This window comes from Lentibacter algarum (assembly GCF_018860975.1).
GTDB classification, from domain to species: domain Bacteria; phylum Pseudomonadota; class Alphaproteobacteria; order Rhodobacterales; family Rhodobacteraceae; genus Lentibacter; species Lentibacter algarum_A.
This window is the reverse complement of the sequence record NZ_JAHKQI010000003.1, coordinates 200,854-214,966: the sequence shown is the minus strand read 5'-3', so window position 1 is coordinate 214,966 and position 14,113 is coordinate 200,854. Positions and strand designations below refer to the sequence as shown.

Sequence of the window (14,113 nt, the reverse complement as noted above, 5' to 3'; positions counted from 1 at the left end):
GAATTGCAGTGTCAGAAACATGTGCTTGTATGTTTTCGACTTATTTGTGTCGCGATCAGTCATCCGGGCGAGCGAGCTCGAAAACTTCGCGCACCAACGCGTAGTCGCGATAGCCCATGCGCGCCAGCGGGATGAAGCGGGTAGAGTCGAACTTGCCATCGACGATGCAGTCGTCGCGAAGGTGTATACCGGTGACTTCACCGATCACGACGTAATTTGCCGCACCTTTGCTTTGCTGAATATGCACGAGTTTGCATTCGAGTGATGCAGGTGCCGAGGCGACGCGCGCACAGGCGATGGTTTCGCAGTTTGCGCGGGTGAGTTTGGCATGGTCGAATTCGGAAGCGTCCGCAGGCAAGCCGCGTGAGCTGGTATTCATGGCATCGGTGCTCGCTTCATCAACAAGGTTCACGCAGAACTCCTGACTGGCTCGGATGTTGCCAACGGTGTCTTTGGTGTTGTCGCGGTCGGGCTTTGTGCCGGTGCTTGCAAACATCACTTGCGGCGGCTCGTAGGCGGTCCCCGAAAAGAACGAATAGGGCGCGAGGTTATCGATGCCCTCGGAGTTGCGAGTGGAAATCCACGCAATCGGGCGCGGAACAATGAGCGCATTGAACGGGTTGTGCGGCAGGCCGTGGCCGTCCTGAGGGCGATAAAACAACTTGCATGATCCTTTGTTTGCACCATTGCATAACCCCGTGCTAGGCCCGTTTCCAGCCGAAAGGGAAAATCTGCCAAGTGATCACGTTAACCACAGAGCAAGCCAGCGAAAGCTGGGAGGTCGAGAGCCTCTATGACCTCTGCTTTGCGCCCGGACGTGAGGGGCTGTCTTCTTACCGTTTGCGCGAGGGCGTTCTGCCGGTTGCCGAGCTGTCTGTTCTGGCGCGTGACGAAGCCGGCATTCTGGCCGCGGCGATACGCTATTGGCCTGTTTTGGTCGGCACCGAGCCCGCGCTTTTGCTAGGGCCAATCGCGGTTCACCCGACGCGGCAAGGCGAGGGGATCGGCGGTAAGTTGATGCGCCAAAGCCTCGCAACAGCAAGCGAAATGCACTGGAAACGCGTGTTGCTGGTTGGGGATGCGCCTTATTACAAACGCTTTGGATTTACGCGACTGGAGGGTGTGGAAATGCCCCCGCCGACAAACCCCGAGCGGGTTCTGGGCCGTGCATTACAAGCGGGTGCATGGGATGGCTTGCGTGGAAAAGTCTGCCGCTATGCTTGATTTTCAACCCGCGTGCACCAATATTTAAGCTATGAAAACTGCGATCATTGAGGTGCTCGAGGCGCCTATCACTGAGGCCGAAGTCGAGGCCAGACTTGAAGAGCTTGCCAAGCGATACCGTTCAGCTGGCAGTCTTGTTATCGACGTGATGAACCACGTTGGCGGGCAAGCTGACAGCGTTATTGAGCGTCTGCCGCCAGCCATTCAGGACGGGCTTGCGACCCAGACGGAGCGTGCTTTGAACTTTGCGCTCGAAGGAGCATCTAAAGCGGGGAAGGGTTTGCCGCAGGGCAGCAGCTGGATGAGTGTTGCTCTGACAACGACAATGGGTGCTGCTGGCGGTTTTGGTGGCTTGCCAACGGCTTTGGCCGAGTTGCCTGTGACAACCACGGTGCTGTTGCGTGTGATCCAGTCAATAGCAGAAGAACACGGCTTTGACGCTAGCGAAGACTCGGTCAGATATGATTGCATTCAGGTTTTTGCGGCCGCCGGGCCGTTGGAGAGCGACGACGGAGCAGACCTTGCGTTTCTTTCGACAAGGGTGCTGGTCAACGGCGCAGCGATCAAGGCATTGATCACACGGGTCGCACCGCGTTTTGGTGTGGTGCTCGGGCAGAAACTCGCAGCTCAAACCGTGCCGATACTTGGCGCAGCGGCGGGGGCTGCGACGAACTATGCCTACACAAGCTACTATCAGGATATGGCGCATGTGCAGTTCGGGCTACGGAGATTGGCGGTTCGCTCGGATGTCGGGCTTGCCGAGTTAACGAAGCGATTTCGCTCCAAGCTGGAAAAGCCGAAGCTTAACCGCGCAGGCTAGCGCGTCGGGCTGGTGCTTTTGATGTATTCCATAACCCGCGGCCGCACAGACTGCTCGCCTGCATCGCGCGCGGCGTTGATGACGGCGCGAAGCTCGCCCAGATCAACCCGTCGCAGCATGTTTTTGACAGGCCCGATAGAGGCCGGACGCATGGACAATGTGCGCAGACCTATGGCGGCGAGGCAGGCTGCTTCGACGGGGCGGCCAGCGTCTTCTCCACAAAAACTAAGCGACGTATACGAGCCATTGCAGCGGGTGACGATCTGCTCAAGGAAGGTGAGGAAGCTCACATTCAAAGTGTCATAGCGACGGCGCACGCGCTCGTTCTCGCGGTCAGCGGCGAAGAAAAACTGCTTGAGATCATTGCCGCCGATCGAGAGGAAATCAACTTCGTTAAAGAATTGGTCGGGCGCGAAGGCCAGCGAGGGTGTCTCTAGCATGGCGCCGATCTCTAGGCTCTCGGGAGGGATGTGTCCTAAGGTATGTTCACGGGCAAGTGCCTTTTCCATCTCGGCACGGGCGGCGCGGAATTCTTCGAACTGGGCCACAAACGGGAACATGACCGACAGCGGACGCCCAGCAGCGGCGCGCAGCAAAGCCTGCAGTTGCATGCGCAGGATTCCGGGCTTGTCGAGACCAACGCGGATCGCGCGCCAGCCGAGCGCCGGGTTTGGTTCGTCGTTTGGCTTCATGTAGGGCAGCACTTTGTCGGAGCCTATATCAAGTGTGCGAAACACCACGCGTTTGCCCTGAGCCGCATCAAGCACGCGTGCATAGAGCGCCGAAAGCTCGCTGCGTTTGGGCATCTGGTTGCGCACGAGAAACTGAAGCTCGGTGCGAAACAGCCCGACGCCCTCGGCCCCAGAACCTTCAAGTGAAGGCAAATCTGCCATGAGGCCGGCGTTCATTTTCAAGGAAATTGTCACACCATCGCGGGTTTCTGCGGGCTTGTCCCTGATCGAGGCGTAGCGCTCTTGGGCCTCGGCCTGCATGGCGATCTTGTCTTTGAAGGCGGTAACAACTGTATCGTCGGGCCGCAGGTGCACAACGCCTTGGTCACCATCGACCATAATGTGATCGCCGTTCAGCGCCTCGGTCGTGATGCGCTCGGCATGAATGACCAACGGGATCGCCAATGCTCGTGCAACGATGGCTGCATGTGAGCCAACGGAGCCTTCCTCAAGCACGATTGCTTTGAGCGAGCGGCCATAGTCCAGTAGTTCGGCGGGGCCGATGTTGCGGGCGATAAGCACAGGGTCGCTCGGCATTTCGGCGCCGGTTTCGCTGCCTTGGCCTGTCAAGGTGCGCAGAAGGCGATTTGAGAGATCGTCAAGATCATGCAAGCGGTCACGCAGGTAGGCGTCTTTTACCTGTTGCATACGCGCGCGCGCGTTTGACTGCTCTTTTTCAACAGCAGCCTCGGCAGAAAGCCCGCGGCTGATGTCTTCCTCCATGCGCCGCATCCAGCCTTTGGAGTTGGCGAACATGCGGTAGGCCTCAAGCACTTCCATCTGCTCTTTGCCGCCGCCGCGTGCGCCGGCGAGCATTTTGTCGACACCTACGCGCACGTCTTCAACGGCTTCTTGTAGGCGTTCAAGCTCGCGGTGTGGGTCGTCAGAGATCGGGTTTGTCACCACAACACGTGGTTCGTGCAGCCAGACATGGCCTTGTGCCGCGCCTTCCTGACCTGTTGCGCCACGCAGCAAGACGGGCAGGGTGTGCCGCGCCGTCAGCGCTGCTCCTTCGCCGACAAAAGCACCAAGCTCGGCCATTTCGGCCAGCACCATGGCGACAACTTCAAGTGCATCAACTTCGATGTCTACAAACTCGCGGCTGACTTTGGTTTGCACCACAAGCACGCCGAGCTTCTCTCCGAGGCGTTGAATAGGCACGCCGAGGAAACTTGAAAACATCTCTTCGCCAGTCTCGGCCATATACCGAAATCCGCGCTCGGAGGGGGCGTCAGGCGTGTTGATCCGTTGGCCCTTTCGCGCGACAAGACCAACCAAACCTTCGCCCAGTTTCAAGCGGGTTTGGTGCACGGACTCAGGTTTGAGGCCTTCGGTGGCGCAAAGCTCGAGAGTGTCTTCATCGCGAAACAGGTAAACCGAGCAAACATCGCAGTGCATTTCCTCGGCAATCAGTTTGGTGATTGTGTCAAGTCGCGCTTGGCCAGCACTGTCTTCTGCCATCACTTCCCGTAGGCGTGCAAGCATCTGCCGGCTATTGGTTTTTTTCTCTGCATCAGCCATCGGCGTGTTGCTTCGCTCCCCTTGCGGCCCGTTGCCCTGAACACTCAGGCCGAACCGTTACACAGCATACACCACAGGGATGTGACAAGGGAAACGGGAAATTGCCTTCGGAGGCGGCTTGATCGCCTCTTTAGCGCTAACTGCCGGAAAAACAGGCAAGTTGGGCTAGGTGAGTTTGTCTAGCTCAAACGCGTCGTGAAGCGCCTGCACGGCGAGCTCCATGTATTTTCTGTCAATCAGCACCGAAACTTTGATCTCTGACGTCGCGATAACTTTGATATTGATGCCTTCGTCAGACAGGGTTTTGAACATCGTTGCCGCAACGCCTGACTGGCTGCGCATACCGATACCAACGGCTGAAACCTTGGCAACTTCAGTGTCAGCGATCAAGTCGCGATAGTTGATCTCGCCCGATGCTTTAGCGTCTTCCATAGCTTTCTGGGCACGACCAACCTGATCAACAGGGCAGGAAAAAGTCATATCAGTGCGCCCGTCTTCGGCGATGTTTTGAATGATCATGTCGACATTCACGCCCGCTTCAGAGAGCGGGCCAAAGATGGCGGCGGCGATGCCGGGCCTGTCGGCGATGCTGATCAAAGTCATTTTGGCTTCATCGCGTGAATAAGCGACACCGGATACTGGGCGGTTTTCCATGATTTCCTCCTCATCGACAACGAGCGTGCCTGCGTCGTCGGATTGTTCTTCAAACGAGCTCAGAACCCTGAGCTTGACTTTGTAGCGCATCGCCAGCTCGACCGAGCGGGTTTGCAGCACTTTAGCCCCGAGTGACGCCAGTTCCAGCATCTCTTCAAAGGCGATCTTGTCGAGCTTGCGGGCCTTGTCGGATATGCGAGGATCAGTGGTGTAAACACCGTCAACGTCGGTGTAAATGTCGCAGCGCTCGCCTTCAAAGGCAGCGGCAAAAGCTACAGCGGTGGTGTCAGAGCCGCCTCGGCCCAGCGTGGTGATGCGCCCTTCGGGGCTGACGCCTTGAAAGCCCGCGACTACGGCGACTTTCATGCCTTCCGCAAACTTTGCGAGGATGTTCTCGGATGGAATCTCTTCAATACGAGCTGAAGCATGCGCAGACGTGGTTTTGACCGGAACTTGCCAACCCTGCCAGCTGCGCGCGGGCACGTCCATTTCTTGTAAGGTGAGTGCCATAAGGCCGGCTGTCACGTTTTCGCCCGAGCTGACGATGGCGTCATATTCACGCGCGTCATAAAGCGGTGACGTTTCGTTGACCCATCCAACAAGCTCGTTTGTCTTGCCCGACATGGCCGAGACAATGACGATCACATCATAACCCTTGGCCACCTCAACACCAACGCGCTTTGCGGCACGGCGGATGCGGTCAAGGTTGGCGACAGAGGTGCCACCGAATTTCATCACCAATGTGGGCATGGTTGGCCTCTTACTTGCGTTTGGCGCGGTTTAGAGCGGATTGAACGCGAGGGCAAGGGAGCGGCATCAGTATGCGTGGTCACGTCCGTCCCATGTACGAAAGCAGCCTGTTGTGGCCAGCGAGAGTGCGTCAAACTCCGCCATCAGACCTGCCGCGCTTTGGTCAACCTCGATATCGCCTTCTGCGCCGCCCATATCGGTGCGCACCCATCCCGGGTGATAGGCACCGACAGCGATGCCTTTTGGCGCAAAATCGGCTGCAAAGTTTCGCGAGAGATTGAGCACAGCGGCCTTAGAGCTGCGGTAGATGTAGCTGCCGCCCGGTGCGCGGGTGTGGCTGGCCATTTGGCTTGAGATGATCGCGATCTTCGGGGTTTTGGCTTGCTCAAGCCGGGGCAAGAGCGCTTGCACAGTTAAAAACACTCCTGTGACATTGGTAGCATATGCCTCTGCCCACATTTCAGGCGGGTAGCCGCCTTCAAGCTGTTCGTGTTTGTCCGGGTAAACGCCGGCATTGCAAACCAGCAGATCAACCGGCGTTGTGATACTTGCAGCAAAAGCCTCATGGCTGGCTTTGTTTGTCACATCAAGTGTGGCCAGCCCCGGGGTGTTGCGCGCTGTGCCGGTGACGGTGTGGCCAGCAGCGGTATAGTCGGCAGCGAGCTTTGCGCCGATACCGCGGTTGGCACCTGTAATCACGATATGCATCAGTTGGTCTTCCTTTTCGGGATGAAGGGCAGGGGCAAAACGGGCACGCCATCGTCGATCAGCTTTTTGGCGTCTTCGGGCTTGGCCTGCCCATAGATCGAACGCTCGGGTGCGTCGCCGTCATGCATGGCGCGGGCCTCGGAGGCGAATCTCATTCCGACATCTTCTGAGGTTTCCTCAACTTTGCGGCGCATGTCAGCGAGGGCTTGCTCATTTGGGCTTTGCGGCGTTGAAAGCGGGCTTTCAGGCTTGCTATGGGAGGTGCTCACATTTGGAGCCATGATCTGCTTGCTGATGTCAGACGAGCCACAGATAGCGCAGACAACCAGCCCGGATCGGTGCAGCTTGTCAAACGCGGAAGACGACTGAAACCAGCTGTCAAAGCTATGACCGGCAGCACATTTGAGCGAGAAGCTGATCATCGCTTGAGCGCCTTCGGATCAAAGGTTTTGAGGATCTGTTTTAACTCGCGCTCGCTCACTTTGGCCGCGGCTTTCTTGAGCGAAAACCACTTGCGGCGGCGCTGGCCTTTCTCAGGGAAACTCTCGGCGAGGGCCTTCACGCGAACGGGATAGACCATTGCCACGCAGGGGATGCCTTTTTCGGGGCCGATGAACTTGTTGTAGGAATAGATCCCGAGGCAGCGCTCGATGGCTTTGCCCTTCACACCGGCTTCTTCCCAGGCTTCCTGCAATGCACATTCACCGGGTGTTTTGCCGTGCATTGGCCAGCCTTTGGGGATGATCCAGCGTTGTGAGCCGCGTGACGTGATTAGCAATACTTCGGGTTTGTCGTTGCGAATGCGATAGCACAACGCAGCAAACTGGCCGCGCACGTCGGTTTTGCCCGCGCCTTTTAGTGAAATTGGCAGTTGTTTGATGTTTTGCAGGGTCATCCGCAGGGCCGTTCCCTATGTGCTCGCGTGGTGTTTCGAGTGTATAGCGAAGCGCTTTAACGTTGCAACAAAATCGGGAACCAGTCTTCGCGAAGGCGTTGTCCGGCTTGCATTTCGTGGCCCGGATAGGGCGGTGAAGTTGGCCCCGGGCGGGTGACATAGCGTGCATCATCACCGACCAATCGCAGGCTAAAGGCGCGGCGGCGGGTGTCTGATGTGTTGCCGCGTGCGCCGTGCAGGATGCTATAGTTGAAGGCAACAGCATCGCCCGGTTCCATTTCCCACTCACAAATGGTCATGCCCTCGGCGTCAGGATCAGGAATCGGCATATAGTCGTCCTTGTTGGCGAAGAAACTTTCCTCGCTGGTCCAGCGCGTCGGCAACACCGGCTTCTCCCATCTGTGCGAGCCAGCAACGCAGCGCAGGCTGGCATCGGTGACGTGATCAAGCGGCGACCAGAAGCTCACTGTTTGCTGGCCTTCTACAAAGTAGTAGGGCCCGTCAGTGTGCCACGGCGTTGCCATCGACGTTCCTGGCTCTTTGACAAGAACATGATCATGAAACATCTGCACACTTTTCGAGCGCATGAGGTCAGCGGCGACCTCGGCCGCAGGCGAAGTTTTGATCACCTCAGCAAACTCCGGGATACGCTCCCAGTTGCAATAGTCATCAAAGAAGCGGCCTGTCTGCCCTTCCTTTTTGTTCTCGGAAGCATAGGGGCCGGGTGCTTGCATATTGGCCTCGATGCCGCGGCGAAGGGTCTCGACGTGATCCGCAAACAGCCCCCGAATGACAGTAACCCCATCTCGTTGAAAGGCGTTGATCTGATCTTCAGTCAATAGTGGATGTGTCATCATATTACCTTTATTTCAAAGGCTTGCGCCTCTTACTTCATGTTCCACAAAAAGTTCTGTATGGCCCGAATTCGGCAGGAGCAGGCTCGGCGTAACTTTCAAAACCGGCCTGTGGATGAAAGGGAGTTTGCAACAGTTTGAGCAGGGCTTCAAACGGCAAGATGTCACCTTCGGATGCGGCGCTAAGAGCCTCCTCGACCTTGTGATTTCGAGGGATATACACAGGGTTAACCCCATCCATCAACGCCTTGCGCCTTGGGGCTTCAGGCTCGGTTTGTAAGCGAGCTGCATAGAGCGGCAACCAAGCTTCAAACGCCTCGGGTGCGGTCTCAAACAGTGGTGCGGCTGTCGCTGGGTCAGGCAAGGCTCGAAAGACCTGAGTGAAGTCGGCGCGGGCTTCATGCATTGCAGAAAAGAGATGATCTACCAGCCGCTTATCACCCTCTTGTGATGTGAATAACCCGAGCTTGGAACGCATCAGATCAAGCCATTCAGCCTCATAGGCCGGCAGATACTCTGCTAATATTTCAGTGGCAATGCGCACGGCTTCGTCGCTGTCAGGGTTGATCAGATCAAGTAGGCTTTCGGCCAAACGCGCAAGGTTCCAACCGCCGATTGCAGGCTGGCTGGAGTAAGCGTAGCGGCCGAACTGGTCGATAGAGGAAAACACCGCTTTGGGGTTGTAAGCGTCGAGAAAGGCGCAGGGGCCATAGTCGATGGTTTCGCCTGAAATTGTCATGTTGTCAGTGTTCATCACCCCATGCACAAAGCCTAGGCTCATCCACTTTGCGATCAGGCTGGCTTGCCGATTCATCACGGCGCGCAGCAGCTCTTCATAGGGAGCGTCGGCCTCGGCGAGATCTGGATAGTGCCTCACGATCGCGTAGTCAGCCAGCTGCTTTACGCGGTCGGCCTCGCCTCTTGCCGCGAAAAACTGAAAGGTGCCAACGCGCAAGTGAGAAGATGCCACACGCGCCAGAACTGCGCCGGGCTGCGGGCCTTCGCGCATCACTTGTGCGCCTGTGGTGACAGCCGCAAGGGCGCGGGTTGTTGGCACGCCGAGCGCATGCATGGCCTCGCCGATCAGGTATTCGCGCAGCACAGGGCCGATCACGGCTTTTCCGTCGCCACCGCGTGAAAACGGTGTGCGGCCCGAGCCTTTGAGGTGAATGTCGCGGCGCTTGCCGTTGGTGTCTATGACCTCGCCCAAGAGCAGTGCACGTCCGTCTCCAAGCTGTGCCGAGAAATTGCCGAACTGATGCCCGGCATAAGCCATCGAAAGGGGGGAAGCCCCTTCGGGCATTTCGCTACCGGCAAAGATGCGCGCGCCTTGCTCGTTGTTGAGCGCAGTGGCATCCAAACCCAGTTCTGCCGCCAACCCGGAATTGAAAGCGAGCATCTTAGGTGCAGGGGCGGGCGCGCCGATTTGCGAGACATAGAAGCCCTCAAGCTCGCGCGCGTAGGTGTTGTCAAAGTTAAACAACACTATTCGGCTGCGTCGCGCTTGGGCAAAGTCCAACCAGGCCGCACAAAATGACAGGTGTAGCCGTTTGGCAGGCGCTCTAGATAATCTTGGTGCTCTGGCTCGGCCTCCCAAAAGGCACCGACAGGCTCAAGCTCGGTGACAACGCGTGCAGGCCAAAGGCCGGAGGCGTTGACATCGGCGATGGTGTCTTCGGCCACAGCCTTTTGTGCCTCATCGACATAGTAGATCGCCGAGCGATACGACATGCCGCGATCATTGCCTTGCTGGTTCACGGTGCTCGGATCGTGGATCTGAAAGAAGAACTCAAGCAGCTTGCGATAGCTCACCTGCGCCGGATCAAAGATGATCTCGATGCCTTCAGCGTGGGTGCCATGATCGCGGTAGGTCGCGTTTTCAACATCGCCGCCAGTGTAGCCAACGCGTGTGGCCTTGACGCCCGGCAGCTTGCGGATCAGGTCTTGCATGCCCCAAAAGCAGCCGCCAGCCAATACTGCACGTTCTGTCATCTCGCGTCCTCCACTTGGTTCAAATAGTCGCCATAGCCCTCGGCTTCCATGTCGGCTTTGGCAATAAAGCGCAGGCTTGCGGAGTTGATGCAATAGCGCAAGCCGCCGCTTTCCTTCGGCCCGTCAGGGAAAACATGCCCCAAGTGACTGTCGCCATGCGTCGAGCGCACTTCGGTACGGACCATGCCGTGTGTTTCGTCAGTTAGCTCGGCTACATGCGCTGGGACAACTGGCTTTGAAAAGCTCGGCCAACCGCAACCTGATTCGAACTTGTCTGCCGAAGCAAACAGCGGCTCTCCTGAGACGATATCAACATAGAGCCCGGCTTCGAAGTTGCTGTTATACTCGCCTGTAAAGGGCCGCTCTGTGCCGCTCTCTTGGGTAACAAAGCGTTGCTCAGGTGTCAGGCGGGCAAGGGCTGCGTCTGATTTTTCGTATGTCATGGGTGACCTCCGCGCATTTGTGTCTGATGCATAATGTGGGCGCAGACGCGTCGTTTGCCAAGGGGCAAGCTGTATATGCTCATGCAAACGTGACAACGGGAAAGTGGGGAAATACGGTGGCATCCCGTAGGGGAATCGAACCCCTCTTTTCAGGTTGAAAACCTGACGTCCTAACCGATAGACGAACGGGACATACCACCGTGAGGCGCTATTTAGGCAATGCGGGGGCGGCGCGCAATAGCAAATGTGCGGCTGTTTTCAACTTTTTTCACAGGCTAGGTGTTCGCAGGGGCTGCGTCATCAAGACGAAGCTGAACGGAGGTGCGCCCTTGCCAGGTATTGAGTTCGAGGCGGCCTGTGAGGTGAAAGCGTGCGCCGCCGTGATTCTCCAGGGCCGGGCCTAGGGCCGTGTCGTATGCACCAAAGGCGATAGCGTTCAGTCGGGGGCCTGTGCCGTCGGAAAACGTGAGGCGCAAGTGGCTTTCTCCGACTTTCTTGGCAAAGTGTATGGCGCAATCGGGGAAGGCAAAGCGCGGGCCGGGGGCTGCAGCTCCGTAAGGGCCAGCGGCTTCGAGCTGGTTCACCAGTTCTTCTGTCGCGGCACCGGGCATGAGCGCACCGTCGAGGCGCAAATCAGACGGGCCAAGCGCGCCAGCGCCTTGCTTGTCGAGCAGCTCGGACAGACGCGCCATAGCGGGCTCAAGTTGTGCGCGTGACAGAGACAGGCCAGCAGCCATCTTATGTCCGCCACCTTTCTCGATCAGCTCTTCATGCATGAGCTTTTGCACCGAGGCTCCGAGGTCAATTCCGCTCACAGACCGGCCCGAGCCTTTGCCCTCATCGCCATCAAATCCGATGACCACGGCAGGGCGGCCAGTGGCCTCTTTCAGGCGCGAGGCAACGATGCCAACGACACCGGCATGCCAGCCTTCGCCAGCGGCCCAAACCAGCGGCAGATCGAGCCCGCGTTCTTCGGCCTGAGCAAGTGCGGCTGCACGCACTTCATCCTCGATCGCGCGGCGCTCGGAGTTGAGCTGATCAAGTCGCTCGGCCATGCTCTTGGCCTCATGCATATCGGTGCAGGCAAGCAGCCTTGCGCCAAGATCGGCTTTGCCGATGCGCCCGCCTGCGTTGATGCGCGGCCCGAGCACAAACCCGAGGTGATAGGCCTTGGGCGCGGTATCAAGCCTGCCGACGTCACTGAGCGCCACGAGCCCTGCACGCGCGCGCCGTGACATGACTTTGAGCCCCTGCACAACAAAGGCGCGGTTGACCCCGACAAGCGGTGCAACATCGGCTACAGTTCCGAGAGCGACCAAGTCAAGCATGGCAATAAGATCAGGGCCTTGGCGGGATTTCTCACGCAGAATACGTCCCGCATCAACAAGGGTCAGAAAGACCACGGCAGCCGCACATAAGTGCGCCAGATCGCCACTCTCGTCTTGCCGGTTGGGGTTCACTACGGCCAGCACGTCTGGCAGCGTTTCACCACCCAAATGGTGATCAAGCACGATGACATCAGTGCCTTTTGCCGCGGCCAAGGCCTCGTGACTGACGGTGCCGCAGTCAACGCAGATGATCAGATCATGCGCGCTGGCAAGCATCTCGATCGCTGGTGCATTGGGGCCGTAGCCCTCGTCGATCCGGTCAGGGATATAGAGCGTGGCGTCGTGATTTTGTTGGCGCAACCAGTCGAGCAAGAGTGCCGCCGAAGTGCCGCCGTCAACGTCGTAATCGGCAAAAACAGCAATGCGCTCTCGGGCGTCCAAGGCCTGCACCAAACGGCTTGATGCAAGCTCCATGTCCTTGAGCGAGCGTGGGTCTGGGAGAAGGTCACGTAACTGCGGGGCGAGGAACGCCTCGGCTTCGCTCGCGGCCACACCACGACGGGCTAGAACTTGTGACAAAGCGCGCGGCAAGCCTGTCGCCTGAGCGATAGCTTCGGCGGCGCGGTCAAGCTCGACAGACGGGCCGAGCCATGCACGGCCAGTGAGGGATTTTGTGATGCCAAGAAAAGACATATCAGCCTGCTTTTACCGGTTCTGCATCGCAGTTTGGCTCAGTTCGGCCTCGCGTGCAATCAGAGGTCTTCAATACGCAACGCGACGGGCTCGCCAGTGAGGACATCAAGCTTTCTCATTGCCTCAATTGCGCTCATTAAGTCGGCCTTCGAGGCCTTATGCGTTACGATCAAAACAGGCGCGTCGGTGTCGCTATGGCCATACTGGCGCATGCGGTCGATCGAGATGCCAGCCTCGCCCAGAACGGAGGCGATTTTGGCCAGAGCGCCGGGTTTGTCTTGCAGGGCAAAGCGCAGGTAATACGGCGCCGGAGCGGCACTGCTGGCAGGCTTTGATTTGCTTAGCCCAGCGGCGGGTTGACCGAAGCTGTAGGGGCGAATTCCGCGTGCAATATCAACCACATCGCCCATAACTGCAGAAGCAGTCGGCCCCTCGCCAGCACCGGGCCCGCGCAGCACGACTTGCTCGACGGCGTCGCCTTCGAGAACGACCATATTGGTGCCGCCTTCGAGTTGGCCTAGGGGGCTGGTTTCGGGCACCAGACATGGTGTCATGCGCTGCTCGAGGCCTCGGCCTGTCATTTGGGCCACGCCGAGCAGCTTGATACGGTAACCCATGTCGGCGGCGGAGTGGATGTCCTCGATGGTAATTGCGCCGATGCCTTGCAGCTCGACACCGTCAAAATCAACCTGCGTGCCGTAAGCGATTGCTGACAATAGCGCCAGCTTGTGGCCCGCGTCGATGCCGCCCACGTCGAGGTTGGGATCGGCCTCAAGGTAGCCAAGCTGGTTCGCTTCTTCAAAGACCTCTTCATAGCTCAGACCGGCGGATTGCATGCGCGTCAGGATGTAATTGCATGTGCCGTTCATCACGCCCAAAATACGGGTGATGTCATTGCCTGCAAGGCCCTCGGTGAGGGTTTTGACGACTGGAATGCCGCCAGCGACTGCGGCTTCAAAGCGAATGATTTTACCAGCCTTTTCAGCGGTTTGGGCAAGGCTCTGGCCATGAATGGCGAGCAGCGCTTTGTTGGCCGTGACCACATCTTTGCCAGCGGCTATCGCGGCTTCTGTGGCGGCTTTTGCGGGGCCGTCAGACCCGCCCATAAGCTCGACGAACACGTCGATATCGTCGCGCTGAGCGAGTTTTACGGGATCATCCTCCCATGCGTATCCGGCCAAAGAAACACCGCGATCCTTGTCTTTTGAACGGGCGGAAACGGCAATGATTTCAATAGGTCTGCCTGCACGTGTGGCGAGCAGATTGGCCTTCTGGCGGATGATTTTGACGACGCCGACACCGACGGTGCCAAGGCCTGCGATTCCGATGCGCAAAGGGGTTGTCATCCGCTGTCTCCTGCTGGTTCTTAGCTGTTTGAATGGGGTTTAGCAGCGAGGGCAAGTGCGCGCAACGTGCGTTGTGGTTAACGCTGTTTTGAGGGGTGAAAACCGGCTGCACACTGCGTGCATACCGCAGTGCATACCACAGTGCATAATGCGT

At 58.0% G+C, this 14,113-nt stretch carries 14 protein-coding genes and 1 tRNA gene; 2 read left to right on the top strand and 13 right to left on the bottom strand.

The features are described from left to right. Positions 1-55 precede the first annotated feature (55 nt). Positions 56-661 (bottom strand): flavin reductase family protein, encoded by a 606-nt coding sequence (locus tag KO498_RS03780; RefSeq protein ID WP_215958541.1) that lies wholly within the window; start codon positions 659-661, stop codon positions 56-58. Between the two features lie 77 nt (positions 662-738). On the opposite strand from KO498_RS03780, the gene KO498_RS03775 reads away from it, so the two are divergent. Further along, positions 739-1,224 carry a GNAT family N-acetyltransferase gene (locus KO498_RS03775; RefSeq protein ID WP_215958540.1) on the top strand — a complete coding sequence of 162 codons (486 nt, stop codon included), beginning with the start codon at positions 739-741 and terminating at the stop codon, positions 1,222-1,224. Positions 1,225-1,255: 31 nt separating this feature from the next. Continuing rightward, on the top strand, positions 1,256-2,044 hold the full coding sequence (locus tag KO498_RS03770) for an EcsC family protein (protein WP_215958539.1): 789 nt from the start codon (positions 1,256-1,258) through the stop codon (positions 2,042-2,044). Here the strand turns inward: KO498_RS03770 and ptsP are convergent. From ptsP to KO498_RS03710, 12 genes are all read right to left on the bottom strand, one after another. Next, positions 2,041-4,296 (bottom strand): phosphoenolpyruvate--protein phosphotransferase, encoded by a 2,256-nt coding sequence (gene ptsP, locus KO498_RS03765; protein WP_215958538.1) that lies wholly within the window; start codon positions 4,294-4,296, stop codon positions 2,041-2,043. The genes KO498_RS03770 and ptsP overlap by 4 nt on opposite strands. A 165-nt stretch (positions 4,297-4,461) precedes the next feature. Beyond that, positions 4,462-5,700, bottom strand: coding sequence for an aspartate kinase (locus KO498_RS03760; protein WP_215958537.1), 1,239 nt, complete (start codon positions 5,698-5,700; stop codon positions 4,462-4,464). Between the two features lie 66 nt (positions 5,701-5,766). After that, a complete protein-coding gene (locus KO498_RS03755; protein ID WP_215958536.1) occupies positions 5,767-6,408 on the bottom strand; it encodes an SDR family NAD(P)-dependent oxidoreductase in 642 nt (213 codons plus the stop codon). Next, on the bottom strand, positions 6,408-6,830 hold the full coding sequence (locus KO498_RS03750) for a DUF1178 family protein (RefSeq protein WP_215958535.1): 423 nt from the start codon (positions 6,828-6,830) through the stop codon (positions 6,408-6,410). The genes KO498_RS03755 and KO498_RS03750 overlap by 1 nt, the downstream gene beginning before the upstream one ends. Further along, on the bottom strand, positions 6,827-7,303 hold the full coding sequence (locus KO498_RS03745) for an NUDIX hydrolase (RefSeq protein ID WP_215958534.1): 477 nt from the start codon (positions 7,301-7,303) through the stop codon (positions 6,827-6,829). The genes KO498_RS03750 and KO498_RS03745 overlap by 4 nt, the downstream gene beginning before the upstream one ends. A gap of 56 nt (positions 7,304-7,359) precedes the next feature. Next, a complete protein-coding gene (locus tag KO498_RS03740) occupies positions 7,360-8,157 on the bottom strand; it encodes a phytanoyl-CoA dioxygenase family protein (protein ID WP_215958533.1) in 798 nt (265 codons plus the stop codon). A 37-nt stretch (positions 8,158-8,194) separates the two neighbouring features. Next, a complete protein-coding gene (locus KO498_RS03735) occupies positions 8,195-9,643 on the bottom strand; it encodes a protein adenylyltransferase SelO (protein ID WP_215958532.1) in 1,449 nt (482 codons plus the stop codon). Beyond that, positions 9,643-10,149 carry a peptide-methionine (S)-S-oxide reductase MsrA gene (gene msrA, locus KO498_RS03730; protein WP_215958531.1) on the bottom strand — a complete coding sequence of 169 codons (507 nt, stop codon included), beginning with the start codon at positions 10,147-10,149 and terminating at the stop codon, positions 9,643-9,645. The genes KO498_RS03735 and msrA overlap by 1 nt, the downstream gene beginning before the upstream one ends. Beyond that, positions 10,146-10,592, bottom strand: a complete 447-nt coding sequence (gene msrB, locus KO498_RS03725) for a peptide-methionine (R)-S-oxide reductase MsrB (RefSeq protein WP_215958530.1) — start codon at positions 10,590-10,592, stop codon at positions 10,146-10,148. Before msrB ends, msrA begins: the two co-directional genes overlap by 4 nt. A 117-nt stretch (positions 10,593-10,709) precedes the next feature. Beyond that, a tRNA-Glu gene (locus KO498_RS03720) sits at positions 10,710-10,784 on the bottom strand. Between the two features lie 83 nt (positions 10,785-10,867). Further along, complete coding sequence (gene recJ / locus KO498_RS03715) at positions 10,868-12,613, bottom strand: single-stranded-DNA-specific exonuclease RecJ (protein ID WP_215958529.1); 1,746 nt, start codon at positions 12,611-12,613, stop codon at positions 10,868-10,870. A gap of 59 nt (positions 12,614-12,672) precedes the next feature. Next, the gene (locus tag KO498_RS03710; protein WP_215958528.1) at positions 12,673-13,959 is read right to left on the bottom strand and encodes a homoserine dehydrogenase; all 1,287 of its coding nucleotides are present in this window, start codon (positions 13,957-13,959) and stop codon (positions 12,673-12,675) included. Between the last annotated feature and the right edge of the window lie 154 nt (positions 13,960-14,113).

Coding starts and splice junctions, on each gene's coding strand:
- KO498_RS03770 (WP_215958539.1), top strand. CDS start 1,256: ATGAAAACTGCGATCATTGAGGTGCTCGAGGCGCCTATCACTGAGGCC.
- ptsP (WP_215958538.1), bottom strand. CDS start 4,296: ATGGCTGATGCAGAGAAAAAAACCAATAGCCGGCAGATGCTTGCACGC.
- KO498_RS03760 (WP_215958537.1), bottom strand. CDS start 5,700: ATGCCCACATTGGTGATGAAATTCGGTGGCACCTCTGTCGCCAACCTT.
- KO498_RS03755 (WP_215958536.1), bottom strand. CDS start 6,408: ATGCATATCGTGATTACAGGTGCCAACCGCGGTATCGGCGCAAAGCTC.
- KO498_RS03750 (WP_215958535.1), bottom strand. CDS start 6,830: ATGATCAGCTTCTCGCTCAAATGTGCTGCCGGTCATAGCTTTGACAGC.
- KO498_RS03745 (WP_215958534.1), bottom strand. CDS start 7,303: ATGACCCTGCAAAACATCAAACAACTGCCAATTTCACTAAAAGGCGCG.
- KO498_RS03740 (WP_215958533.1), bottom strand. CDS start 8,157: ATGACACATCCACTATTGACTGAAGATCAGATCAACGCCTTTCAACGA.
- msrA (WP_215958531.1), bottom strand. CDS start 10,149: ATGACAGAACGTGCAGTATTGGCTGGCGGCTGCTTTTGGGGCATGCAA.
- msrB (WP_215958530.1), bottom strand. CDS start 10,592: ATGACATACGAAAAATCAGACGCAGCCCTTGCCCGCCTGACACCTGAG.
- recJ (WP_215958529.1), bottom strand. CDS start 12,613: ATGTCTTTTCTTGGCATCACAAAATCCCTCACTGGCCGTGCATGGCTC.
- KO498_RS03710 (WP_215958528.1), bottom strand. CDS start 13,959: ATGACAACCCCTTTGCGCATCGGAATCGCAGGCCTTGGCACCGTCGGT.